Below are 22,990 nucleotides of genomic sequence, written 5' to 3' on the forward strand. Positions count from 1 at the left end.
CAGTGTCAGGGATGGCAACAGGGGCGGCTTGCCACCACGGCTGGCTGGCGCGCGCCGCCCGCAAAAAAAGACGTATTCCCGCGCAGTGGCACCTTCAGCCCAGGCCTTTGCTGCTCGATGCCGAACAGGAAGTCTGGCACTGGCTGCAACGCGCGTTTTTCGACCACCATGTGGTGGTCAAGGTCCCGGTCATCCGTTTTGTCTCGCCGCGCAACGAGGCCGAAGGCCAGCGCTCCTTCGAGCTGCTCAAAAACGTCTATTGCAGCTTCACGGTCTGCGCCGCCGATGGCACCGTCATCGGTTGCCTGGACGTGCCCGGCCCGCATGGCCTGAGGGCCAGCAGCCGCGACCTCAAGCGAAAACTCTTTGCCGAATGCGGCATCGCCTATGCCGTGGTGCGCGCCGGCAACCTTCCCACGCTGGAAGACGTGCGCGCCGCCTTCCTCGGTGAAATCGATTTGTCCGACGACGAAGCGCCGTCCTCGCCGGCCGTGCTCGGCGAGCCGCCCATGGCCTTGCCGCTGGAGGCCGAGGCCGACGCCCTGGCCACTGTGCCCGACACCATGCGCGCGGCCGACGGCGGCGCCCTGGTCGCCGAAGTGCCGCCCGCGGAACAGGCGCAGCAGCGGAACCCCGCGGCGAACCAGGTGGATCTGGCCGCCATAGCCGCGGCCCGCAGCAGCCTGCGCGCCAAGCTGGAGCGCAACCGCAAGATACGTTTTACCAACTTCGACCCGCTGAGCACCGGCTCCGGCATTGTTCACGACAACGTCGATCACCAGTTTGCGGTGGCCTGGGAAGACTCCTTCATCACGCCCGAGGACGCCCCGCCGCCTGCCGGCGCCTGAGCAACCCGGGTGGGTCCGGCGCTCCCGCTCAGTTCGCCTTGGCGGTCTCAAACAGCGTTTTCATCTCCGCCGGCATGGCCGTGAACAGCGGCTTGCCGCCGGGCTTGGCCGGCTTTAAAAACCACTGCTCGTACCAGCCCTGGGCGGCGCCGCTGCGCATGGACTCCTTGATGGAGGCATTGACCAGCGCGCCCATGGCGGCATCGCCCTTGCGGTAGCCAATGGCGATGGTCTCCACCGACAGGCGCTCCGGCAGTATGGTGTAGTTGCCCGCGTCGGGCAGGCTCGCAAGCTGGGCCGCCAGCATCACGCCGTCGCGCGCATAACCGGCCGCCCAGCCCAGCTGCAGCTGCCCCAGCGCAGCGTCGGGGTTCACGGCCTTGGCGTGTTGCCAGCTCAGCGAATGCGATTGCGCATAGCGGTCAAGGGCCGGCACGACGGTGCTGCCGTCTATGCCCACAATGCTTTTGCCCTTGAGCTGCTCCAGCGTGCTGATCATGTCCTTGTTGCGCACGGCGACCTGGATGGCATCGACAAAAATCGGCGTCGAAAAATCCATGCGCGCGCGGCGCTCGGGCGTGTCGGTCACGTTCTCGCACAGCAGGTCCACGCTGCCCTCGGCCAGCAGGCGCACGCGCACGTCCACTTCGGTCGCGATGTAGCGCACCGGCAGGTTTTTGTTGCCGGCGGCCTGGCGCAGGCTCTCAATCATGGGCTTGCAGAAATCAATGCTGTAGCCCATGGGCTTTTCCGGCGTCTGGTGAAACGAGAAAGGCGCCGCAAGTGAGCGGTAGCCCACATTGATCTGGCCGCGGCTCTTGATTTTTTCCAGCGTCGCCTGGGCGGATGCCCCTTGCGGCAGGGCGACGGCCAGCAGGGCCACGGCGGCGGGCAACAGCGCTTGAAATGGTGTCTTCATCAGAACCTCCCGTTGTTCGGTCCCATTCTTAGGCAAAGGCCCTGAATACGCAACGCTGCCAGGGCAGGGCTTCCCCGGGTACGACCAAGGTACTCATTGTTCGCCGCCGCTGCGTGATGGCGTCAAAAAGCCCCTGGTTCGCAAGAACAGGGGCTTTCCAGGGGGCCGCGAAGATAGACCGGGCTCCAGCCTTGCCGGGCGCGGTATCCGGGGTTTAGCGCACGATGCAATCCACTGCGGGCCTGGCACCGGTCGACGAGCCGGTGGGCGAGGTCGGCTGGTTGAACGCCGGCGGCAGCGTGAATGGGAGCCCCGGGTTTTTCGGCACCATGGCAGGCACCTGCATAGGCGAGGCGGTGTAGCCAAACTGGCCGGCCGCGAAATTCGTGGTGCCGGCCGGGTTGGTGACCTTGATCAAACCGTCCAGCACGGCCACATACAGCCCCGGCGCGCGCGCGCCGGTGGGCGAGGGTATGGCCGGAGTGTTCTGCGCCAGGGCCGCGGTGGAGGCCAGCGCGGCCAGCAAGGCCAGCGAGATCGACGTGAATTTTTTCATGGGGTTTCCTGCGATGTGGGTTGTCGAAGAAGTTGCTCGGGCGGCCTTATAGCTACCTGAGCGAAACCTCCATGCTGGCGCTGCCCTGCAGATTGCCCGCAGGCGTGGTGATCACGGTGGCGTCCTGGCTGCGTTTGCCCAATGCGCCGGCCGTGCTGCTGAAGCCGCCTTGCGCCAGTTCCAGCTCCACCTTGTCGAGTTCGGGCTTGCCCGCGTCGTAGCGGTAGCGCGTCAGCACCAGCAGGGACTCGGGCTGCAGCACCATGGCCGCGCCATCCACAAACTCCAGGCGGCCGAAGGTATTGCGCCCGGTGCTGATGGTGTCGCCCTGGCGCAGCGGCGAGTTCTCGGCCAGCACCCGGCTGCGGCCCTCGGCGCTTTTGGCCACCATCAGGCCCGAGACCTTGGTGACGGTGCCCACCACCTGGGCCTGCGCCAGCGGGGCCAGCGCCAGCAGGGCCAGTGCCAATGCGGGGAGCAGGCGGGTGAAAAAAGTTGGCTGCTTCATGTCATGCGCCTTTAATTGCAATACATTTTTTTGGACGGCTCGTTTTTGGCGACGGTCGTTTTGACTTCCGTCGACTTGTCGTCCTTTTTGTCGGGAGCCAGCTTGTCCTTGTCCTCTTGTGTTCCCGCGCTGCCGGCCGCCGGGATGGAGACCGGCATGGAGGCGACCTGCTCGGGGGTGGATTCGCTTGGCGGCGGGGTAAAGAACAACGCTGCGCCGGTAGCGAGCGGTCTGACGCTGGAGTCCAAGGCCGTGGTGACGGCCGTGGTGGCGGGCTGCACCGCGACCGCGACGGGGATGGCGGCCGACAGCACCTGGCAGAGCGCTGAACCCGGCGCAATCGCGCAGATGTTCGCCGACGAAGCGGTTGCCGTGATGCGGGCAACGGTAGTGCCTGTTCCGGGGTAGCTAAGGGCCAGGCTTGCCGTGCCGTTGCCGGAGGTGATGTTGGGTGCGTCGACCGTACTGAAACTGCCGCTGCCCGAACCCGTTGCCGTCAGAAAGTTGTAGGTCGAATCGGCAGGCGGCACAAAGCCGTTGAGCCCGCGGACATTGAGCCTGCCGTTCAGGCTGGCGGTGTTGCTGATGGCGAGCCTGTCAAAGCTGTCGGTGCCCGCCAGTCTGATGTTCAGCACCCCGGTGCTGCCCTGCGTGTACTTGCCCTGGACAAACAGCGTGCCGGCGGACCCTGCGCTGCCCGGTGACACGGTGCCGTTGTTCAGCAGCGTCCCGGTGCCGCCCAGCGCCAGGGTGCCGGTACCGGCCAGCGTGCCGCCGGCCTGCACATTGACGCCCGAGGCGTTGATGGCCGAGCCGCCCGCCAGCGTTGTCGTGCCGCCCGCGATATTGAGTGTGCCGTTGCCAATGCCCCCGCTTTGCGACACGGTGAGCGCGCCGCCGTTCAAGGCCAGGTCGGCATTGAGCTGCACCGCGTGGTTGTCGGCCGGGTAGTTGTTCAGGTAGTTGCTGTTCAGGTTCAGGGCCAGCTTGTTCGAGCTGCTGGTGATGGGCGCGTTGATGATGATGTTGTTGTTGGCGTTCAGCGTCAAAGCCGCATCGCCCCCGGCGCTCTTGGTGATGGCGGCCGACACCGTGATGTCGCCGTGCACCATGTCCAGGGCGGGGTTGCCCGTGCCCGTGGTGATGCTCACATTCGTGCCGGCATCGAGCTGGGCAACAATCGTCGCCGCGTTGATATGGGCGCCGGTCTCATTGGATGTGATGGCATTGGTGCCCACAACGCCGCCGTCCGGCCCGGCGGCCACGATCTCGATGCTGAAGGGGTCTATATGCCACTCGCCACCCTGGCCGACCGTCGGCACGTTCACCACGTCGAGTGAACGATGGCCCGAGGTATCCACATAACCGCCGCGGCCAGCACTGCCCGTGGCCGACACCTGGCCGTCTATCGATGCCGCGTTCTCGGCGATCAGCACCACATTGCCGCCCGTCGTGCCGTTGGCACTGATGCTGGAGGTCGCAGAGGTCCTGACATCGCCCGAGGCGCGCAGGAAAATCCGGCCTCCCTCGCGCACCGCGCTGGAGGCACTGATCGTACCGCTGTTGCTCACCAGGCCCGCGGCCAGGCCTATGCGCCCGGCTTCGGCCGTGATCTGTCCCAGGTTTCTGGCTTCGCCCGGCGTGCCGGTGATGGCAATGCTGACGCCCGGCGTCGCCGTGTCCACCAGCTGCACGGTTTGCCCTGCCGCCAGCAGTACCTCGCCCTGGGGCGCATTCAGGCTGCCGGTGTTGGCGACATTGGCGCCCACCAGGTAAATGCTGCCGCCGCTGGCCGCGTTGATGGTGCCGGCGTTGCGCACATCGCCCGGCGTGCCCGTGCCCTTGAAGTTCATGCGGCCGGCCAGGAAATCGCTGTCGCTCACATTCAGCGAACTGGCGATGAAACGCGCCACGTCAATGCGCGCGCCCGGGCCCACCATGATGCCGGCCTGGTTGATCAGCCACAGGGCGCCGTCGGCCCGGATTCCGCCAAGAATCTGGGAAGGGTCGCCGCCGTTGACCCTGGCCAGCAGGGCTGCCGAGCTGTTCAGCTGGCGGAGGTCGACCAGCGCGGCCGAGCCCACATTGAAGCTCGAAAAATTGGCGATGGCCTGCTGGCTGGTCTGGTTGATGGTCAGCGTGTTGCCGCTCTGCGCGAAGCTCGCGCTGCCGGACGTGACGTTCCAGCCCGTGGGCAGGGCATTGGCCGGCAAGCCCTGGGCAAAAGCCTGCGTGGCGCTGGCCAGCAACAGGGCGCTGGCCAGCAGCGAGAGGCGAAGGGGGCCGGAATGCAAGTGCGTGGACATGGGCATGGTGGTCTACCTTGTGTTCTTCTTCAGAACGCCAGCGAGGCGCTCAGGTGGGCATTCCAGTCGCCCCGTTTTTCCGTGAGGGAGCTGCCCGCGTTGTTCACGCGCGCCAGGTCCACGTTCAGGCTGAAATCGCGGCTCATCACATAACGCAGGCCGGCGCCCATGCTGGACACCGTGACGCTGCCGGGCAGGCCGCTGCTGCCCACCTTGTTGTTGCTGCCATGGCCCGCGTCAATGAAAAACACCCCGCGCAGCTGGCCCGGCAGCCCGACACGGCCGGAGAGCTCCGGCGTATAGAGCTCGGCATTGGCCACGATGCCGCTGTCGGCCGTCACCGCCCGCTCCTGGAAGCCGCGCACCGTCGTCGATCCGGCCAGGCCGAACTGCTCGCCCGCGAGCAGCGGCGTGTCGGTGTACTGTGCGCTGCCGGCCAGGCGAAGCTGCCAGCCGCTGGCCAAAGACTTGAACAGCGAGGCGCTCGCGCGCGCGGCCATGAAATCGTCACGCGTGCTGCGGTTGCCCGGCGTCAGGTAAGAGTAGCGGTCCGTGCGGCCGTCGATATTCGTGTAGCGCTCGCCGCTGGGAATGTTGCGCGACAGGCCCACGCTATAGCCCGACACCTGGTCGGCGCCCTCGCTCTGGCTGCTATAGGTGATGCTCAGCGGCGTGGTCTTGTAGGGCACGCAGGAGGCAATCGGCGGCGTGGGCGGCGCGATGCTGACCGTGACGCCGCCGACTTCGCAGCGCGAGTCGATGAATTTGTGGTCCAGGCCCAGCACCAGCTTGGAAGTGCTTTCGCCGCTGCGGCCGAGGAAGTGGTTCCAGCGCAAGCCGTACACGTCGCCCTTGCCCGTAAAGCCCAGCAGGCCGCCCAGCACCGGCGAGCTGGCGGGCGAATTGACGCTCGACTTGCCGTAAATAAAGTCGACGCTGTCGCCATAGGCATACAGCGGGACGCGGTAGCCCACCGAATACACATTCAGGTTCACGCCCGAAGGGCTGTCGGGCGAGGTGGTGTAGGCCAGCGTGCCCACATGGTCGCGGTTAAAAAGGTTGGCATGCTGCACGGCCACGCCGGTGCGCCAGCGCCCGCTGGAGGGCGAGCCCGTGTTGTCCAGCGTGGTGATGAAGCGCAGCGGCTTGTGGTCGTCGACCAGCACCTTGGCGTCTATGGTGCCCGGCTTCTCGCCCTCGGCCAAGGTCACGCCGACCTGCTTGGCCGGGCTTTCATTGGCCAGTTGTATCGATTCCGAAATTGCGCCCAGGCTGGGCGAACGGCCCACCTGCAGCCGCACCAGGCTCGCGCGGATATTGGCTTCGTCGAAATGCTGGTTGCCGGTCACGGTGATCGAGGAAATCACGGTCTCCCGCACCAGCAGCTTCACCGCGCCACCGGCCAGTTCCTGCTCGGGCACCGAGACCAGCACCGTGCTGTAGCCGGCCTTGCGATAAGCCTGCTGCAAGGCCTCGACTGCAAGCTGGATATCGGCAAAACCGCGCTGCGGGCCGGCGAGAGGGCCCACCAGGCGATCCACTTCCGCCGCGGGCAGCAGGGTGTTGCCCTCCACCTGGAAACGCGTGATCTCAAAACGCTCATCGGCGGCGAGTGCGGTGGTGGCAGCGGCCATCGCCAGCATGCCGGTGAGGCCGCAACGGGCCAGGTAAGTGATCAAGCGACTCATTTGTTCCTATCCACGGGGACCAGTGGGCTGAACAAATGGACTTGGAAAATGGAGCTCTCAAAGGGCTGTGTTCAGGGCTTGGTTGATCGTAACAGGACGTAAGTGAAAGGCATGCTTTCAGCCGGCTAATTTACGCAGTGAACTCGGTTTTGTTGTCATCTCACCGCAGTTTCGCGAGGAGCGAATGGGCCAGAAAGGAATAAAAAAGGCCCCTGTTCCTTGCAAAACAAGGGCCTCAATTGATGCCGGAGAGATGAATCGAACAGGCCAAACGGATGGCATACCTGGAGGTATTGATTGGCGGCCGAGCAGTTGAGTCCGATGCACACCAAGCATTGGTCGGCGCTGGAGCGATACTCAAACGCCTTAGACACCACGCTGTCGTGGCGCCATTTCGTTTACACACACCTATGCTTGAAAAAATTCTGCATGACTCCCGAGTTCAGAAGGCAACTCATGGCTTGTCGCTTGCGACGTTGAGGTCCGGTAAGATTGCTTCGACTTATGCCGTTGGGATTCGGGGCGCCCACGACGGCGCCGCAGTGAACAGCCGCACCGTTTTCGAAGCCGCATCGCTCACGAAGCCAGTGGTTTCCTTTATTGCCCTTCAGCTTGCGGAGGAAGGGTTGCTCGATCTTGACCGACCGCTTCATGCGATCTGTGGAAGCTTTGTGGCAGACGATGAACGAGCTAAGGCAATTACCGCTCTGCATGTGCTTACCCACTCAAGCGGGCTTCCTAACATCGCAGGAGCAGGCACACCGCTGAAGACCTACTTCGCGCCTGGCGAGCGGTTCAACTATGGCAGCAGCGCTTTTGGCTGGCTGCAACAAGCGATCGAACGATTGACGGATAGTCCTTTGGAGGAGGTCGCCTGCACCCGGGTCTTCAAGGCATTCGGAATGACTGACTCTAGTTTGAATTGGCAGGACCGGTTCGAGTCCAACCATGCGCAAGGACGAGAAATAAATGGACAAGCTGTCTCCAAGCGGCGTCCAGTCAAAGCGGCAGCCTCATGGTCGCTTTTGACGACCGCGACGGATTACGCGCATTTCGTGCAGGCGGTGCTTCGTGGAACCGGCCTGTCATCGACGATGCATACGCGGTGGTTTACACCAATGATCGCAGCAAGAGAGGGTGTCGACGACGTCTTGAATTCAGATGCTGCAGAGGAAAAAGACGTAGCTTGGGGACTCGGTTGGGGCCTGGAGCCGTCGCAAGGCTGCTTCTTCCATTGGGGACATAATCCGGGCTTTCGTGCATTCGTGATGGGCAACCTCGAAACGAAAGACGCGGTGGTGTGGTTCGCCAACTCAGCAAGCGGTTTGCGATTGGCCCGACATGTTCTCCCGGAAGTTCTGCCGGGTCGGCATCGTTCTTTAGATTGGCTGCAGATCGGCAAGACATTCGACGAGTGAAAGCGCGCAGGTGGCTGTGGTTGTCGCGTCTTCGCAGAGCGTCCTTTCTTTGCCGGGGCTGCGGGCGCGTCAGCAACTATGCTGAAGCGCGAAGCTCCGCTCGTCGTTAGCAATCATGAGTGGAGCCAAGTCCCAAAAGCAGTCGGAAAAGAAAAAGCCTCCACAAGGGAGGCTTTTTAATGCGGAAAGCCGACCGTCACCAGAAGTGACCTCAGCAATCACCGTAAGTGACCACTATCGCTATTTCCCGCTGAATTGGTGCCGGAGAGATGAATCGAACACCCGACCTTCTCATTACGAATGAGCTGCTCTACCGACTGAGCTACACCGGCTTAATTTGAAATACAGCCCGAGATTATAGCCCGGAGTGGTAGGAGGTCACCCGTTCGACCTCATTTTTGGAGCCCAGCATCACGCTGACCCGTTCATGTAGCTTGGTTGGCTGCAAATCGAGGATGCGCTGTTTGCCGTTGGTGGAGGCGCCGCCGGCCTGTTCTATGAGCCAGCTCATGGGGTTGGCTTCGTACATCAGGCGCAGTTTGCCGGCCTTTTCGGGCTCGCGTTTGTCCCAGGGGTACATAAAGACGCCGCCGCGGGTCAGGATGCGGTGCACGTCGGCCACCATGGAGGCGATCCAGCGCATATTGAAGTCCTTGCCGCGCGGGCCGTCCTTGCCTTGCAGGCATTCGTCGATGTAGCGTTTCACCGGCGCGTCCCAGTGCCGCATGTTGCTCATGTTGATGGCGAATTCTTTGGTGTCCTCGGGAATCCTGACGTTTTCCTCAGTCAGCACAAAAGAGCCCTGCTCGCGGTCCAGCGTGAACATGGCCACGCCGTCGCCGACCGTCAGCACCAGGGTGGTCTGCGGGCCGTAGATGCAGTAACCGGCCGCGACCTGCTTGTTGCCGGCCTGCAGAAAGTCTTTTTCCTCGACGCCGGCATGGCCTTCAGGCTTTTTGAGCACGCTGAAGATGGTGCCTATGCTGACGTTGACGTCGATGTTGCTGGAGCCGTCCAGGGGATCGAACAGCAGCAGGTATTCGCCCTGCGGGTAGCGGTTGGGCACCACGTAGATGCTGTCCATCTCTTCCGAGGCCATGGCCGCCAGGTGGCCGCCCCATTCGTTGGCTTCGATCAGCACCTCGTTGGCGATGATGTCGAGCTTTTTCTGGACTTCGCCTTGCACGTTTTCGCTGGAGGCCGTGCCCAGCACACCGCCCAGCGCGCCTTTGTTGACGGCCTGACTGATGCTTTTGCAGGCGCGCGCCACCACTTCGAGCAGCAGCCGCAGCTGCGACGGGATGTGGCCGTCCATGCGCTGCTGCTCCACCAGGTAGCGGGTCAGGGAGATTTTTTGGGACATGGGGGGCTCCGTTCGGTTAAGGGGTGGTTTGTTGGGCGGCGCAGGGTTGGGCGGGGCGCCTAGCCGGGCTCGCCTTGCTGTTCGCGTTCTTCAAATTCGGCGAGCGTGGCCAGGGCGCCCTCCAGCAGGTCCTCGTCGTCCTTCGCGCGGGCAATGTCCACGCGTTGCTGGAAGAGGGCGCGCGCCTCGGCCGGCTGGTCCGTTTCGTGCGCCAGCACGCCGAGCTGGAACAAGGTGTCCAGCACGATGTCGGTGTCCTGCAAGGCTTGGCCCAGCGCCAGGCGCTGTTGCAGCCAGGCCTGTGCCTGCGCATGCTCGCCCAGCTCATAGGCATTTTGCGCCAGGTTGTTGATGAGGCCCGAGAGGCGCTCGTCCGTGGCGGAGCCGAAGGCACTTTGTGCATCGGCCAGCAGTTGCCGGTTGTGCGCCAGCGCCTCGGCGAAGCGGCCGGCCTCGTGCAGGGCGTAGCCTATCTCTTCACGAATGCCCAGCTTCTGGTCGGTGTTCAGCGTGGCCCCTTCGTGTGCGGCCCAGTGGGCCGATTGCTGAAGGTGTTCGACGGCGGTGTCGTAGTCCTCGGCCTCCAGGGCCGACTCGCCGAGGGCGTAGTGCTGTTCGTAGCGCTCGGTGGGCGTGAGGCCGCCTCTGGCCGCGCGTAGGGCCAGGGCCCGCAGGCCCAGGGGCAGGCCCTCGGTATGCAGCTGGCGTTTGCGGAACACCACGAACTGCAGCCACAGCCAATCAGCCAGCTCGGCGGAGTCGGCGCCCACGGCCTCGGCCAGGGGCTCCAGCGCGGCCAGGTCGGCCGACATGCGCGAGCCGCTGAACATGCCGCCGGCGTCGTACACCGTGTCGCGCAGCGGGTTGAACTTCTTCGCAAACCGCTGTGCGGGGGTACCGAATGTGAAGAGCGCCATGGCGGGTGCCGTCGGTGTTCAGTCGGCCAGTGCGCGAGAGACCACTTCGTGCGTGTCCTTGCTCAAGTCGGTCTTGGCCGCGACGCGGGCAATCGCCTCGCGTGCCGCGCTGCGGTAGGGCTCGGCCAGCTTGCTCCAGCGGTCCAGGGCGCGTGCCAGGCGGGCGGCGACCTGCGGGTTGATGGCGTCGAGTTCCATCACGCGCTCGCTCCAGAACACATAACCGGCGGCGTCCGCGCGGTGGAAGCCGGCCGGGTTGCCCTGGCAGTAGGTGCTGACCACGCTGCGCGCGCGGTTGGGGTTGCGCAGGCTGAAGTCGGCATGCTTCATGAGCTGCTTGACGGCCGGCAGCACATTGCCGCCGCGATCCGGCGCGCCGGCTTGCAGGCCGAACCATTTGTCGATGACCAGGGCTTCGTCCTTGAACATGGCGTGGAACAGCGGCAGTGCCTCGCCGGCCAGGGCATGGCCGCTGGAGACCAGCGCGGCCAGCGCGTTGAAGCGGTCGGTCATGTTGCCGGCGTCCTTGAAGCGCTGCAGGGTCTTGCGCGGCCAGTCGGTATCGCCGGTGCTTTGCGCCGCCAGGCACAGATAGGTCAATGCCATGCCCGCGAGCGCGCGGCGGCCGCTGGAGACGGGGTCGGGTGTGTAGGCGCCGGTGTCGTGGTTGGCGTCGTAGACGGCCTCCCAGTCGGCCGCCAGGGCCGTGGCCAGCTGCAGGCGCATGGCTTCACGCACCGCGTGGATGCGCTGCGGGTCCACCACCTCGAGCTGCTCGGCCAGGTAGGTTTCGGACGGCAACGTGAGCACCAGCTCCTTGAAGGCCGCGTCCAGCGTGGGGTGGCGCAGCACCTGGCGCATGGCGTCCAGGTAGGCCTCGTCCAGCACGGCGGCGGGAGTGGCGTCTGCGGTGATGGCCGCGATGGCGCGGTTGACGGCCAGGCGCTGGCCGGCTTCCCAGCGGTTGAAGGGGTCGCTGTCGTGCGCCAGCAGGTGCAGCAGCTGGGCGTCGCTGTAGCCGAACTCCAGCACCACCGGGGCGCTGAAGCCGCGCAGGATGGAAGGCACGGGCTCGGCGGCTATGCCGGTGAACGTGAAGGTCTCTTCGGCCTGCGTGAGCACCACGGTGCGTGTGCTGGCGGGGGCCTGGCTTTCACCAGCCAGCTGCAGCGGCAAATCCTGGCCGTCCGCGCCCAGCAGGCCCAGGCCGACCGGGATCACAAACGGCTGCTTGACGGGCTGGCCCACCGTGGGTGCGCAGCTTTGCGACAGCGTGAGGGTGTAAGTGCGGGCGTCGGCGTCGTAGCGGCCTTGGGCGCGCACGCGCGGCGTGCCGGCCTGGCTGTACCAGCGCTTGAACTGGGGCAGCAGGCGCGCCAGGTCCGACATGGGGTTGGCGTCGGCAATCGCCTGCGCGAAGTCGTCGCAGGTCACGGCCTGGCCGTCATGGCGCTCGAAATACAGCGTCATGCCGCGGGCAAAACCCTCGCGCCCCACCAGGGTCTGCATCATGCGCACGACCTCGGCGCCTTTTTCGTAAATGGTGACGGTGTAGAAGTTGCTGATCTCGACATAACTGTCGGGCCGCACCGGATGCGCCATGGGGCCGGCGTCCTCGGGGAACTGGGCGGTGCGCAGCACGCGCACGTCCTCGATGCGCTTGACGGCGCGGGCCGAGGGGGCGCCGGCCAGGTCCTGGCTGAACTCCTGGTCGCGGAACACCGTGAGGCCTTCCTTCAAGCTCAGCTGGAACCAGTCGCGGCAGGTGACGCGGTTGCCCGTCCAGTTGTGGAAGTACTCGTGGCCGACCACGCTCTCGATGTTGGAGAAATCCACATCGGTGGCGGTGGCCTGGTTGGCCAGCACGTATTTGGTGTTGAAGATGTTCAGGCCCTTGTTTTCCATGGCGCCCATGTTGAAGTCGCTGGTGGCGACGATCATGAAGCGCTCCAGGTCCAGCGGCAGGCCGAAGCGGGCCTCGTCCCAGGCCACCGAATGCATCAGCGAGGCCATGGCGTGCTCGGTCTTGTCGAGATCGCCGGGGCGCACATAGACCTGCAGCGTGTGCTGCTTGCCGGCGCGCGAGGTGATGCGCTGCTCACGGCTGACCAGCTGGCCCGCCACCAGGGCGAACAGGTAGCTGGGCTTTTTGTGCGGGTCCACCCATTTGGCGAAATGCCGCGCGCCGTTGGGGCCGGGCTCCAGCGGGCCCTGGTCCACCAGGTTGCCGTTGGACAGCAGCACCGGGTACTGGGCCTTGTCGGCGCGCAGGGTCACGGTGTAGCTGGCCATCACGTCGGGGCGGTCCAGGAAGTAGGTGATGCGGCGAAAGCCCTCGGCCTCGCACTGCGTGAAGAAGGAGTCGTTGCTGACGTAGAGACCCATCAGCTTGGTGTTCTTGGCCGGGCAGGTGGTGGTGAAGATTTCCAGCTCGAAGGGCTCATTGCCTTCGGGCAGGTTTTCCAGCACGAGGCGGCTGCCTTCCATCTTGAAGGAGGTGCCCTGGCCGTTGACCAGCACGCGCGCCAGGTTGAGCTCCTCGCCGTCGAGCTTGAGCGGCTGGGGCGGCACATCGGGGTTGCGGCGCAGGCTCATCTTGTTGAGCACACGGGTTTTCGCCGGGTCCAGGTCGAAGCACAGGTCGACGGTGTCTATCCAGTAGGCGGGGGCGATGTAGTCGGCGCGGTTGATGACCACCGTGGGCCCTTGTCCAGATCCACGGTCATCGGGCATTTGCAACATGGCTACTTCCTCAAAACAATCTTAAAAACTCAAACAATCACTCAACAAAAACACCCGGGCGGCCGCGCCGGCCGCCACGGGCATCAAACGCCCTGCTTCAGCGAGGCTTCGATAAAAACGTCCAGGTCGCCGTCCAGCACCTTCTGCGTGGCCGAGACCTCGACGTTGGTGCGCAGGTCCTTGATGCGGCTGTTGTCCAGCACATAGCTGCGGATCTGGTGGCCCCAGCCCACATCGGTCTTGGTGTCTTCCAGCTTTTGCTGGGCTTCCTGCTGCTTGCGCAGCTCGAAGTCGTAGAGCCGCGAACGCAGGCGCTTCCAGGCCACGTCGCGGTTGCTGTGCTGGCTGCGGCCGTCCTGGCACTGGACCACGATGCCGGTCGGGATGTGCGTCAGGCGCACGGCCGAGTCGGTCTTGTTGATGTGCTGGCCGCCGGCGCCGCTGGCGCGGAAGGTGTCGGTGCGCACATCGGCCGGGTTGATCTCGATCTCGATGGAGTCGTCGATTTCGGGATACACAAACACCGAGGCGAACGAGGTGTGGCGGCCGCCCGAGGAGTCGAAGGGCGACTTGCGCACCAGGCGGTGCACGCCGGTTTCGGTGCGCAGCAGGCCGAAGGCGTACTCGCCCTCGATCTTGATGGTTGCGCCCTTGATGCCGGCGGTGTCGCCGGGCGATTCGTCTTCGACCGTGGTCTTGAAGCCCTTGCGCTCGGCGTACTTGAGGTACTGGCGCAGCAGCATGCTGGCCCAGTCGCAGGCTTCGGTGCCGCCGGCGCCGGCCTGGATGTCCAGGAAGCAGGGCAGGGGGTCGGCCGGGTTGTTGAACATCCGGCGGAATTCCATTTTTTCGACCTCGGCCGCGATCTTGGCGGCCTCGCCTTCAATCGTCGCCATGCCGGCGTCGTCGCCTTCGCCCTTGGACATCTCGAAGAGTTCGCTGTTGTCGGAGAGCTCCGAGCTCAGGCGGTCGATGACGTGGACCACGTCTTCCAGCGATTTTTTTTCCTTGCCGAGTTCCTGCGCGCGCTTGGGGTTGTCCCAGACCTTGGGGTCTTCGAGGGCGGCGTTGACTTCGTTCAGCTTTCGTTCTTTGGCAGGGTAGTCAAAGATACCCCCGAAGCTCGTTGACCCGGTTGCTGAGGTCCACGAGCTGGTTGCTGATGAGGTTGATGCGTTCTGCTTCCATGATTCTTCTGTCCTGAATAAGGTGGTAGCCGCAAGGGGGCGGCTGAACCCGTCATTTTCTCATGACACGGGCCTTACTGCTCCAGAAAGCCCTCAATCAGTGTTGCCAGCTGTTCCGGCTGGTCGTGGTGCAGCATGTGGCCGGCGTCCTGGACCACGGCGACTTGGGCCTGGGCCACCTGTTTCAGGCGCTCGTGGTACTCAGCCAGGCTGTATTTGCCCTGCCACCAGGTGGCCAGCGAATCGTCGGAGGCCTCGACGGCCAGCGTGGGCGCGCTGATGCAGCGGTAAATCGCCAGCGCTTCGTCGACGCGGTAAAGCTGGGCGCTGGTGATCTTGTGCGCGGCTTCGCCCAGGATGTTCCATTTCCCCGTCGCATCGGGCCGTGCCCAGTGGCTGGCTAGCCAGCCCGCCTTGTCGGCCGACAGCCGCGGGTTGGTTTTCATGAGGCGGCGCGCCACGCCGTCCACGCCGTCATAGGCCTTGAGCGCGAGTTCGCCGCGCCGCAGGCTTTTGAGCTCGTCCATCCATTTGGCATAACGGCCCGGCGCCTGTTCGGGCTTGCTGGGCGGCAGGCCGAAGCCTTCGAGGTTGACCAGCCGCCGTATGCGCGCGGGCCGCACGCCGGCATACAGCATGGCGACATTGCCGCCCATGCTGTGGCCGACCAGGTCCACGGCTTGTTCGCCCACATAGTGGGCCAGCAAAAAATCCAGGTCGGCGAGGTAGTCGGCGAACCAGTAGTTGTCGGCGGGGCTGCCGTCCGGGCCCGAGCCTGTGAGCCCAAAGCCGCGCCAGTCGGGCGCGATGATGGTGCGGCCTTGTGTGAAGGCGTCGGACAGGGCGTCCACCATGAACTGGTAGGAGGCGGCGACGTCCATCCAGCCATGGACCAAAACGAGTGGCGGCAGCGCGGGGTTTGTGCCCGAGGGGCTTTCCCACAGGCGGACGTGGTAACTGAGGCCGCGTATAGGGACAAACTCGCTGCGGGAGGAGCGTTTTTCTTTGTACATTGGACCCCATGATAAAGAGACAAGACACAAAGCGCAGTCAACACAGAGACAAGCCGGCCAACGCACAAGCCGACCACTACGCGGCGCTGCACGCCGGCTTTCGCTGGCAGGTGGATGAATTTTTCAACATCGCCGAGGCCTGCTGCAGCCGCTGGGCGCGGGCCGAGCCCCGAACCGCCATCCGGGCTCACAAGCCGGGCGCGAAGACGGTGTTGCACAGCTTCCAGGAGCTGCAAAAGGCCGCCGATGCGCTAAGCCAGGTGTTGACGGGCCTGGGCGTGCAGCGCGGCGACCGCGTCGCCATCGTGATGCCGCAGCGCCTGGAAACCGCCGTGGCCTATATGGCGGTGTTCCAGATGGGCGCGGTGGCCATGCCGCTGTCCATGCTGTTCGGGCCCGAGGCGCTGGAATACCGGCTGCAGGACAGCGATGCCGTGGTGGCCGTCTGCGATGAAAGCTCCATCGCCAGCCTCAAGGCGATTCGCGGCAACTGCCCGGCGCTGCGCACGGTGATCGCCGCCGGCAGTGCCCAGGGCCAGGGCGATCTCGGCTATGAAAGCGCACTTGCGGCGCAAAAGGGCGTCTTCACGGCCGTCAAGACCAAGGCCGACGAAGGCGCCATCCTGATCTACACCAGCGGCACCACCGGCCCGCCCAAGGGCGCGCTGCTGCCGCACCGGGCATTGATAGGCAACTTGCCGGGTTTTGTCTGCAGCCACAACTGGTTTGGCTTCGACGGCAAGACGAACAAAAAATCGGACGCGGTTTTCTGGTCTCCGGCGGACTGGGCGTGGACCGGGGGCTTGATGGATGCTTTGCTGCCCAGCCTGTATTTCGGCCGGCCCATCGTCGCCTTTAACGGGCGCTTCAGCCCCGAGCTGGCCTTCAGCCTGATGGCGGAGCAGGGTGTGACGCACACCTTTTTGTTTCCCACGGCCCTCAAGGCCATGATGAAGGCTTATCCCAAACCCAGGCAACAGTTCAAACTGACGCTGCAGGCCATGATGAGCGCCGGCGAGGCTGTGGGCGATGCGGTGTTTGCCTACTGCCAGGAGCAGCTCGGCGTCACCGTCAATGAAATGTTCGGCCAGACCGAAATCAACTACGTCGTGGGCAACTGCAGCCGCTTCTGGCCCGCCCGGCCGGGCAGCATGGGCAAAGGCTACCCGGGCCACCGCGTGGCGGTGATAGACGACGAAGGCAATGAATGCGCTGTGGGCGTGCCTGGCGATGTCTCGGTGAACCGTTATGACGTGCACGGCGATCCCGACCCGATTTTCTTTTTGGGCTACTGGAAGAAAGAAACCGCCACCCGCAACAAGTTCACCGGCGACTGGTGCCGCACCGGCGACCTGGCGCGCCGCGATGCCGAGGGCTATCTCTGGTACGAGGGCCGCGCCGACGACGTGTTCAAGGCCGCCGGTTACCGCATAGGCCCTGGTGAAATCGAAAACTGCCTGGTCAAGCACGCGGCCGTCGCCAACGCGGCCGTGGTGCCCAAACCCGACCGCGAACGTGGCGCCGTCGTCAAGGCCTATGTGGTGATCGCGCCCGACCAGGTCGCGGCCCGCGCGGCGCATCCGGGTGGTGCGGCCGGCTTTGACGAGGAACTCACCGCGAAGCTGCAGGCCCATGTCAAGAACATGCTGGCGCCTTATGAGTACCCCAAGGAGATCGAATTCATAGACGCGCTGCCCATGACGACCACGGGCAAGGTGCAGCGGCGCGTGCTGCGCCTGCAGGAGGAGGAAAGATTCAAGGCGCAGTCGCCGGCCTGACGCGGACATAAAAAAAGCACCCGAAGGTGCTTTTTTTATGAGTTACCCAATGTTCAGCGGGCTGCGACCTGCTCTGCCACATAGATTTCGACGCGGCGGTTTTTATCGCGGCCTTGCTGCGTGCTGTTGTCGGCCACAGGCTCGCGCGAACCGCGGCCGTCGGTCACGATGCGGGTGCGGGCCACGCCGCGGCTGACCAGGTAGTCGCGGGCCGAATCGGCGCGGTCTATAGACAGCGGGTTGTTGATGGCGTCCGAGCCGGTGTTGTCGGTGTGGCCGATGATGGTGACCGTCGTGACCGGGTTCTGGTTCAGGCTGGTCGCGAACTGGTTCAGGATGGGCGCGAAGTTGGGCTTGATGGCCGAGCGGCCCACGTCAAACGAGACGTCGCTGGGGATGTCCAGCTTCAGGCGGTTGTCGGTGGTCTGGCTCACGGCCACGCCGGTGCCCACGGTGGCGCGTTCCATCGCGGCTTTCTGGTCCTGCATCTTCTTGGACCAGATGTAGCCGCCGCCCGCGCCGACCGCACCGCCCAGCACCGCGCCGGTGGCCGCGCCCTTGGAGCCGCCGGTGGCCGCGCCCAGCAGCGCACCCGCCACCGCGCCTATGCCGGCGCCCTTGGCTGTGTCGGATTGGGTTTCCGTCATGTTGGCGCAGCCGGACAGCGTGACGGCCGCCAGGACGGCGCAGCTCAGGGAAGTGATGGTCAGTTTGTTCATGGAAATTCTCCTCGGGAAAAATTGGACGATGTCGTTATGAAAGTGTGCTTTTGAATTCAGTTCAGGATTCAGCCACGCAGGGATTAAATCGCCGGTCTGTGAATACTAGGCAGGCAATTGGTGAGCAGTTGTAAGACAAGGGCCCGAATCAGGCCTCCTGCACGCCGCGAGCTGAGCCCTTAAACTAGCCGTTTCGTGAAGTCCGTCACACGGCTTTCTCATTGGCGCAACAACGCTTTTCGTCGTCTTTTCTCCTCAACCCGCAAATCCCATGAATAAAGTTCAACTCGGCTCCAGCGACCTGCATGTGACGCCTGTTTGCCTGGGCACCATGACCTTTGGCGAACAGGTGGATGAAAAAACCTCGCACGCCATCCTGGACCGCTCGCTGGCGCGCGGCGTCAACTTCCTGGACACGGCCGAGATGTATTCGGTGCCGGCGCGCGCCGAGACTTTCGGCTCCACCGAGACCATCATCGGCAACTGGTTCGCCAAAAACCCGTCAGCACGCGCCAAGGTGGTGGTGGCCAGCAAGGTGGCCGGCCCCTCGCGCGGCATGCCCTGGGTGCGCGAAGGCAGCGGCATGACGGCCAAGGACATCGTGGCTTCGTGCGACGCCAGCCTCAAGCGCTTGCAGACGGATGTCATTGACCTGTACCAGATCCACTGGCCCGAGCGCCATGTGCCGGCCTTCGGCGCGCTGTACTACAACCCCGCGCAGGAACGCTCCGCCACGCCCATCCACGAACAGCTGCAGGCGCTGGCCGGCCTGGTCAAGGCCGGCAAGGTGCGCGCCATAGGTTTGTCGAACGAAACACCTTACGGCGTGCATGAGTTTGTGCGCCTGGCCGAGCAGCACGGCCTGCCGCGCGTGGCCTCGGTGCAGAACCCCTACTGCCTGGTCAACCGCACGGTGGAAAACGGCCTGGACGAAAGCATGCACCGGCTGGGTGTTTCGCTGCTGGCCTATTCGCCGCTGGGCTTCGGCCTGCTGACGGGCAAGTACGACGAATCGGGCTTCGAAGGCGCGAACGCGCCCAAGGAGGCGCGCATCGCCAAATTCGACTCCACGCGCAAGCAGCGCTGGGGCCGCCCCGAGGCGCTGGCCGCCGCGCGGCGCTACAACGCGCTGGCGCGCGCCAACGGCCTGACGCCCACGCAGATGGCGCTGGCCTTTTGCTACACCAAGTGGCAGGTGGCCAGTACCATCATTGGCGTGACCTCGGTCGCGCAGCTTGATGAAGACCTGGATGTCTGGGGTACCACGCTGACGCCCGAAATTCTGGCCGAGATCGACAAGATTCGTTGGGAGCTGCGGGACCCCGCGCTCTAGAGATGGCTTCCCCCCGACGCGCCTTCGGCGCCTCCCCCCTCCGGGGGGCGTCCGCTGCGGCCCGGCGAAGCCGGTTCCGCGCCGACCCTTGGTGTGGAGCGACCTGGTGAGTAAGAAAGGCCACGTCAGCGAAACGCCGGCCACGCAGTTGTTGAAGGCCAGCAAGGTGGCCTTCACCGAGCACCCCTACGAGTACCTGGAGCATGGCGGCGCCCAGCACAGCGCCGAGGTGCTGGGCTTTGATCCCTTCACCGTCGTCAAGACCCTGGTCATGCAAGACCAGGACGCCAGGCCGCTGCTGGTGCTGATGCACGGCAACCGCAAGGTCTCGACCAAAAACCTGGCGCGGCAGATAGGCGCCAAGTCGGTCGAGCCCTGCAAGCCCGAGGTCGCCAACCGGCACAGCGGCTACCTGGTGGGCGGCACCTCGCCCTTCGGCACGCGCAAGGCCATGCCGGTCTATATCGAGGAAAGCATCCTGGCTTTGCCTAGAATCGCCATCAACGGCGGGCGGCGCGGTTACCTGGTCGGGCTGGACCCGCAGGTGTGCGTCACATTGCTCGGTGCAAAATCGGTGAATTGCGCGCTGAGTTTGGACAACGCCGCCGGCTACGGCTGAGCGCGGGCCTACAGGCCGGCCGCCACCATACATAAAGAGGGACACATGGTTTACGCATATTCAACAGTCGCCACGCTGCTGGCCTACCTGCTCGGCTCGTTGTCCTTCGCGGTCATCGTCAGCAAGCTCATGGGCCTGAGCGACCCCAGAAGCTACGGCAGCAAAAACCCGGGCGCCACCAATGTGCTGCGTTCGGGCAGCAAGCCGGCCGCCATCGCGACCCTGTTGCTGGACGGCCTCAAGGGCTGGCTGCCGGTGGTGCTGGTGAAATGGTTTGGCGCCGACTACGGCCTGGGCGACGGCACGATGGCCGCCGTCGGCTTCGCGGCTTTCCTCGGGCATCTGTACCCGGTGTTCTTCCAGTTCAAGGGCGGCAAGGGCGTGGCAACGGCGGCGGGCGTGCTGCTGGGCGTGAGCTGGGTGCTGGGCCTGGCCACGCTGGCGACCTGGGTGATCATTGCCTTTTTCTCGCGCTACTCCTCGCTGGCCTCCCTGGTTTCCGCGGCCTTCGCGCCCCTGTATTACCTCTTCGGCGACCGGGAAGCCTGGTATGTCGACAAGGCCATGCTGCTGGTGATGTTCGCGATCAGCGCGCTGCTGGTGTACCGCCACCGCGAGAACATCAGCAAGCTGCTCAAGGGCACGGAGTCGAAACTGGGAAGCGCCAAAAAGGCCTGAGCCACTCCAAAGAGCCACTCAAAAACGCCGCGTTAAAACCATCTCTTCATTGGTGCGGTTCATCTGGAAGCGCGTGAGGAAGCTGTTGCCCAGCAGGATAAAAGGCATCTCGCGCGCGGCCACCACGGCCGGCACATTAAACACCTCCACATCCCCGACACGCACCGAGGCGAGCGAGGTCTGCCAGCCGAGGATGGTGCCGTTGGCCGTGGTCAGCTGTACGGGCCGGCCTGATTTGTAGTCAATGCCCATGCGCTCGGCATCGGCCAGCGACATGGACACGGCGCTGGCGCCGGTATCGACCAGGAACTGGGCCATCTTTCCGTTGATCTGGCCCTGCGTCATGAAGTGGCCGCCGCTGCCCGCCGTCAGCACGATGCGGGTGCCTTGCCCGGCCTGCGTGCCCGGGCCGCCGCCGGCGCCCACGCTCATGGGAGCTTCGCCGATGCGCAGCGCATGGCGCTTGCCGCCCAGCTCCACCACCGCCTGGTCGCCCGTGGTGGAAACCACCTTGACGCCCTGGTGGGTTTCCCCGGGGGCCACCGTCTTGGGCGGGCCGCCGTCCACAATCAGCAAAGCCTTGTTGCCCAGCATGCCGGCCAGGCCCACGGTCTGGGCTTGCGCGGCGCCGTGCAGCAGCGCGAGTGCCGCCAGCAACGGCGCCACGGCCGTGGCAAGCGTGGGGGTCATACGTTTCGGCGCCGGGCCGCCCCAAGCCGAAACAGCCCCCTCGGGGGGCAGCGAACCACACGCAGTGGGGAGCGTGGGGGGCATATATTCAGTCTCTGAAATTGTTAAAGCTCAGCGGAAAGTCGCTGATTTCTGCGCGGATCATGGCCATGGCCGTCTGCAGGTCGTCGCGCTTGGCGCCGGTCACGCGCACCGCGTCGCCCTGGATGGAGGCCTGAACCTTGACCTTGCTGCCCTTGATGAGCTGCTGGATTTTTTTGGCCTGCTCGGCTTCAATGCCGTTGCGCACCTTGGACACCTGCTTGACCTTGTCGCCGCCGATTTTTTCGGCCTTGCCGATATCGAGGAAGCGGATGTCCACGCCGGCCTTGGTCAGCTTGTTGCGCAGGATGTCGTTGATCTGGTCGAGCTGGAAGTCGCTGTCGCCGATCAGCGTGATGTCCTTGTCCTTGAGCTCTATGGAGGCGGAGGTACCCTTGAAATCGAAGCGCGTGGCGATTTCCTTGCCGGTGTTTTCCACGGCGTTTTTGACCTTGACCAGATCGGCTTCAAGAACGGTGTCGAAAGAGGGCATGGTGCGGGTCTTTATGAGGGGGACGGTAAGGGAGTAAGGGGGAGGCGTCGGGGTGAGACAATCCCCCGGATGTTAGTCGAGAAAAACGTTCCGCTCCAGCATTCCAACAGCTTTGGCATCGTGGCCAAGGCCCTGAGCCTGGTCCGGGTGGCCGATGAAGCCGATATTGCCGCCGTGCTGCGGGATCCGGCCCTGAAGGCCGCGCCCAAGTTCGTGCTGGGCGGCGGCAGCAACATCGTGCTGACCGGCGACGTCAAGCCGCTGGTGCTCAAGGTCGAGATCATGGGCAAACGGCTGCTGCGCGAAGACGCCAAGGCCTGGATCATCGAGGCCGGCGCCGGCGAAAACTGGCACGACCTGGTCAGCTGGACCTTAAAAAACGGCTACCCCGGCCTGGAGAACCTGGCCCTGATTCCCGGCACGGTGGGCGCGTCGCCGGTGCAGAACATAGGCGCTTACGGGGTGGAGCTGCAGGACCGCTTTGAGTCGCTGGACGCCATCGATTTGACGACAGGCCAGGCTTTTTCCCTCAATGCCGCGCAATGCGCCTTCGGCTACCGCGATTCGGTGTTCAAGCACAGCAGCGCGGCCCCCGCCCCGGGCGGCCACGGCTTCGGGCTGGAAGGCAAAGCCGTCATCACCCGGGTGCGCCTGGCCCTGCCCAAAGCCTGGAAGCCCGTGCTGGGTTATGCCGACATCGAGAAAAAGATGCAGCAGCTGGGTGTGCAGGCGCCGGATGCGATGCAGATTTACGAGTGGATTTGCGAGATCCGCAAGGCCAAACTGCCCGACCCCAAGGTGATTGGCAACGTCGGCAGCTTTTTCAAGAACCCCACGGTCTCGCCCGAGCAGTGCGCCGACATCATCCAGCGCGAACCCAAGATTGTTCATTACCACCTGGCCGACGGCGCGGTGAAGCTGGCCGCGGGCTGGCTGATAGACGCCTGCGGCTGGAAAGGCAAATCCATAGGCAATGCCGGCGTCTACGAAAAGCAGGCGCTGGTGCTGGTCAACCGCGGCGGCACGGCCGACCCGGTCACCGGCGGCGAGGTCATGACGCTGGCGAAAGCCATCCAGACCAGTGTGTATGAACGCTTCGGCATCCTGCTGGAGCCTGAACCGGTGGTGGTCTGA

Annotated in this window: 20 protein-coding genes and 1 tRNA gene; 7 read left to right on the plus strand and 14 right to left on the minus strand. The window is 64.5% G+C overall.

Annotated features, from left to right (window positions below; all coding sequences use genetic code 11):
- The first annotated feature begins 11 nt into the window (after positions 1-11).
- Entirely contained in the window at positions 12-848 is an 837-nt protein-coding gene (locus AC1D09_RS04400) for a DUF2726 domain-containing protein (protein ID WP_477700946.1), read from the plus strand.
- Between the two features lie 28 nt (positions 849-876).
- On the opposite strand, the gene AC1D09_RS04405 is transcribed toward AC1D09_RS04400, so the two are convergent.
- The 5 genes from AC1D09_RS04405 to AC1D09_RS04425 form a co-directional block, all read right to left on the minus strand.
- The gene (locus AC1D09_RS04405; RefSeq protein ID WP_477663944.1) at positions 877-1,767 is read right to left on the minus strand and encodes an amino acid ABC transporter substrate-binding protein; all 891 of its coding nucleotides are present in this window, start codon (positions 1,765-1,767) and stop codon (positions 877-879) included.
- Positions 1,768-1,981: 214 nt separating this feature from the next.
- The gene (locus tag AC1D09_RS04410; RefSeq protein WP_477663945.1) at positions 1,982-2,323 is read right to left on the minus strand and encodes a hypothetical protein; all 342 of its coding nucleotides are present in this window, start codon (positions 2,321-2,323) and stop codon (positions 1,982-1,984) included.
- Positions 2,324-2,375: 52 nt separating this feature from the next.
- Positions 2,376-2,831, minus strand: coding sequence for a FecR family protein (locus AC1D09_RS04415; protein ID WP_477663946.1), 456 nt, complete (start codon positions 2,829-2,831; stop codon positions 2,376-2,378).
- Between the two features lie 11 nt (positions 2,832-2,842).
- Positions 2,843-5,143, minus strand: a complete 2,301-nt coding sequence (locus AC1D09_RS04420; RefSeq protein WP_477663947.1) for a two-partner secretion domain-containing protein — start codon at positions 5,141-5,143, stop codon at positions 2,843-2,845.
- A 23-nt stretch (positions 5,144-5,166) separates the two neighbouring features.
- Positions 5,167-6,825, minus strand: a complete 1,659-nt coding sequence (locus AC1D09_RS04425; RefSeq protein WP_477663948.1) for a ShlB/FhaC/HecB family hemolysin secretion/activation protein — start codon at positions 6,823-6,825, stop codon at positions 5,167-5,169.
- A gap of 410 nt (positions 6,826-7,235) precedes the next feature.
- Between AC1D09_RS04425 and AC1D09_RS04430 the strand changes: the two genes are divergently transcribed.
- On the plus strand, positions 7,236-8,243 hold the full coding sequence (locus AC1D09_RS04430; protein WP_477663949.1) for a serine hydrolase domain-containing protein: 1,008 nt from the start codon (positions 7,236-7,238) through the stop codon (positions 8,241-8,243).
- A 256-nt stretch (positions 8,244-8,499) separates the two neighbouring features.
- Here AC1D09_RS04430 and AC1D09_RS04435 read toward each other — a convergent pair.
- The 6 genes from AC1D09_RS04435 to AC1D09_RS04460 all read right to left on the minus strand — a co-directional run bounded on the left by AC1D09_RS04435 (position 8,500) and on the right by AC1D09_RS04460 (position 15,465).
- Positions 8,500-8,575 (minus strand) — tRNA-Thr (locus AC1D09_RS04435).
- A gap of 23 nt (positions 8,576-8,598) precedes the next feature.
- The gene (locus tag AC1D09_RS04440) at positions 8,599-9,606 is read right to left on the minus strand and encodes a class 1 fructose-bisphosphatase (RefSeq protein WP_477663950.1); all 1,008 of its coding nucleotides are present in this window, start codon (positions 9,604-9,606) and stop codon (positions 8,599-8,601) included.
- A gap of 59 nt (positions 9,607-9,665) precedes the next feature.
- Positions 9,666-10,523, minus strand: coding sequence for a tetratricopeptide repeat protein (locus AC1D09_RS04445; RefSeq protein ID WP_477663951.1), 858 nt, complete (start codon positions 10,521-10,523; stop codon positions 9,666-9,668).
- 18 nt (positions 10,524-10,541) lie between these two features.
- Positions 10,542-13,265 carry an aminopeptidase N gene (pepN, locus tag AC1D09_RS04450; RefSeq protein ID WP_477663952.1) on the minus strand — a complete coding sequence of 908 codons (2,724 nt, stop codon included), beginning with the start codon at positions 13,263-13,265 and terminating at the stop codon, positions 10,542-10,544.
- Positions 13,266-13,348: 83 nt separating this feature from the next.
- A protein-coding gene (prfB, locus tag AC1D09_RS04455; RefSeq protein ID WP_139200916.1) for a peptide chain release factor 2 occupies positions 13,349-14,453 on the minus strand; the annotation gives its coding sequence in 2 pieces (ribosomal slippage) (positions 13,349-14,371 and positions 14,373-14,453; 1,104 coding nt in all).
- Positions 14,454-14,526: 73 nt separating this feature from the next.
- Positions 14,527-15,465, minus strand: a complete 939-nt coding sequence (locus tag AC1D09_RS04460) for an alpha/beta fold hydrolase (protein WP_477663953.1) — start codon at positions 15,463-15,465, stop codon at positions 14,527-14,529.
- 8 nt (positions 15,466-15,473) lie between these two features.
- On the opposite strand from AC1D09_RS04460, the gene AC1D09_RS04465 reads away from it, so the two are divergent.
- On the plus strand, positions 15,474-17,243 hold the full coding sequence (locus tag AC1D09_RS04465) for an acetate--CoA ligase (protein ID WP_477663954.1): 1,770 nt from the start codon (positions 15,474-15,476) through the stop codon (positions 17,241-17,243).
- Positions 17,244-17,296: 53 nt separating this feature from the next.
- Here AC1D09_RS04465 and AC1D09_RS04470 read toward each other — a convergent pair whose 3' ends face one another.
- Positions 17,297-17,962 (minus strand): YiaD family glycine zipper/OmpA-like lipoprotein, encoded by a 666-nt coding sequence (locus tag AC1D09_RS04470; protein ID WP_477663955.1) that lies wholly within the window; start codon positions 17,960-17,962, stop codon positions 17,297-17,299.
- Between the two features lie 271 nt (positions 17,963-18,233).
- Between AC1D09_RS04470 and AC1D09_RS04475 the strand changes: the two genes are divergently transcribed.
- The 3 genes from AC1D09_RS04475 to plsY all read left to right on the plus strand — a co-directional run bounded on the left by AC1D09_RS04475 (position 18,234) and on the right by plsY (position 20,592).
- Entirely contained in the window at positions 18,234-19,295 is a 1,062-nt protein-coding gene (locus AC1D09_RS04475) for an aldo/keto reductase (RefSeq protein WP_477663956.1), read from the plus strand.
- A 106-nt stretch (positions 19,296-19,401) separates the two neighbouring features.
- A complete protein-coding gene (locus AC1D09_RS04480; RefSeq protein WP_477663957.1) occupies positions 19,402-19,914 on the plus strand; it encodes an aminoacyl-tRNA deacylase in 513 nt (170 codons plus the stop codon).
- Between the two features lie 45 nt (positions 19,915-19,959).
- Positions 19,960-20,592 (plus strand): glycerol-3-phosphate 1-O-acyltransferase PlsY, encoded by a 633-nt coding sequence (gene plsY / locus AC1D09_RS04485; RefSeq protein ID WP_477663958.1) that lies wholly within the window; start codon positions 19,960-19,962, stop codon positions 20,590-20,592.
- Positions 20,593-20,610: 18 nt separating this feature from the next.
- Here the strand turns inward: plsY and AC1D09_RS04490 are convergent, their stop codons facing one another.
- Together AC1D09_RS04490 and AC1D09_RS04495 are read right to left on the minus strand one after the other, a co-directional pair.
- The gene (locus AC1D09_RS04490) at positions 20,611-21,282 is read right to left on the minus strand and encodes a retropepsin-like aspartic protease family protein (protein WP_477663959.1); all 672 of its coding nucleotides are present in this window, start codon (positions 21,280-21,282) and stop codon (positions 20,611-20,613) included.
- 88 nt (positions 21,283-21,370) lie between these two features.
- On the minus strand, positions 21,371-21,856 hold the full coding sequence (locus AC1D09_RS04495) for a YajQ family cyclic di-GMP-binding protein (RefSeq protein WP_007866093.1): 486 nt from the start codon (positions 21,854-21,856) through the stop codon (positions 21,371-21,373).
- Positions 21,857-21,925: 69 nt separating this feature from the next.
- On the opposite strand from AC1D09_RS04495, the gene murB reads away from it, so the two are divergent.
- Complete coding sequence (murB, locus tag AC1D09_RS04500; protein WP_477663960.1) at positions 21,926-22,990, plus strand: UDP-N-acetylmuramate dehydrogenase; 1,065 nt, start codon at positions 21,926-21,928, stop codon at positions 22,988-22,990.

The organism is Polaromonas sp. P1_A2 (genome assembly GCF_056406895.1).

Bases quoted from the DNA above. Each gene is read 5' to 3' on its own strand.
- AC1D09_RS04400 (WP_477700946.1), top strand. From the start codon at position 12: ATGGCAACAGGGGCGGCTTGCCACCACGGCTGGCTGGCGCGCGCCGCC.
- AC1D09_RS04405 (WP_477663944.1), bottom strand. From the start codon at position 1,767: ATGAAGACACCATTTCAAGCGCTGTTGCCCGCCGCCGTGGCCCTGCTG.
- AC1D09_RS04410 (WP_477663945.1), bottom strand. From the start codon at position 2,323: ATGAAAAAATTCACGTCGATCTCGCTGGCCTTGCTGGCCGCGCTGGCC.
- AC1D09_RS04415 (WP_477663946.1), bottom strand. From the start codon at position 2,831: ATGAAGCAGCCAACTTTTTTCACCCGCCTGCTCCCCGCATTGGCACTG.
- AC1D09_RS04420 (WP_477663947.1), bottom strand. From the start codon at position 5,143: ATGCCCATGTCCACGCACTTGCATTCCGGCCCCCTTCGCCTCTCGCTG.
- AC1D09_RS04425 (WP_477663948.1), bottom strand. From the start codon at position 6,825: ATGAGTCGCTTGATCACTTACCTGGCCCGTTGCGGCCTCACCGGCATG.
- AC1D09_RS04430 (WP_477663949.1), top strand. From the start codon at position 7,236: ATGCTTGAAAAAATTCTGCATGACTCCCGAGTTCAGAAGGCAACTCAT.
- AC1D09_RS04440 (WP_477663950.1), bottom strand. From the start codon at position 9,606: ATGTCCCAAAAAATCTCCCTGACCCGCTACCTGGTGGAGCAGCAGCGC.
- AC1D09_RS04445 (WP_477663951.1), bottom strand. From the start codon at position 10,523: ATGGCGCTCTTCACATTCGGTACCCCCGCACAGCGGTTTGCGAAGAAG.
- pepN (WP_477663952.1), bottom strand. From the start codon at position 13,265: ATGTTGCAAATGCCCGATGACCGTGGATCTGGACAAGGGCCCACGGTG.
- AC1D09_RS04460 (WP_477663953.1), bottom strand. From the start codon at position 15,465: ATGTACAAAGAAAAACGCTCCTCCCGCAGCGAGTTTGTCCCTATACGC.
- AC1D09_RS04465 (WP_477663954.1), top strand. From the start codon at position 15,474: ATGATAAAGAGACAAGACACAAAGCGCAGTCAACACAGAGACAAGCCG.
- AC1D09_RS04470 (WP_477663955.1), bottom strand. From the start codon at position 17,962: ATGAACAAACTGACCATCACTTCCCTGAGCTGCGCCGTCCTGGCGGCC.
- AC1D09_RS04475 (WP_477663956.1), top strand. From the start codon at position 18,234: ATGAATAAAGTTCAACTCGGCTCCAGCGACCTGCATGTGACGCCTGTT.
- plsY (WP_477663958.1), top strand. From the start codon at position 19,960: ATGGTTTACGCATATTCAACAGTCGCCACGCTGCTGGCCTACCTGCTC.
- AC1D09_RS04490 (WP_477663959.1), bottom strand. From the start codon at position 21,282: ATGACCCCCACGCTTGCCACGGCCGTGGCGCCGTTGCTGGCGGCACTC.
- AC1D09_RS04495 (WP_007866093.1), bottom strand. From the start codon at position 21,856: ATGCCCTCTTTCGACACCGTTCTTGAAGCCGATCTGGTCAAGGTCAAA.
- murB (WP_477663960.1), top strand. From the start codon at position 21,926: ATGTTAGTCGAGAAAAACGTTCCGCTCCAGCATTCCAACAGCTTTGGC.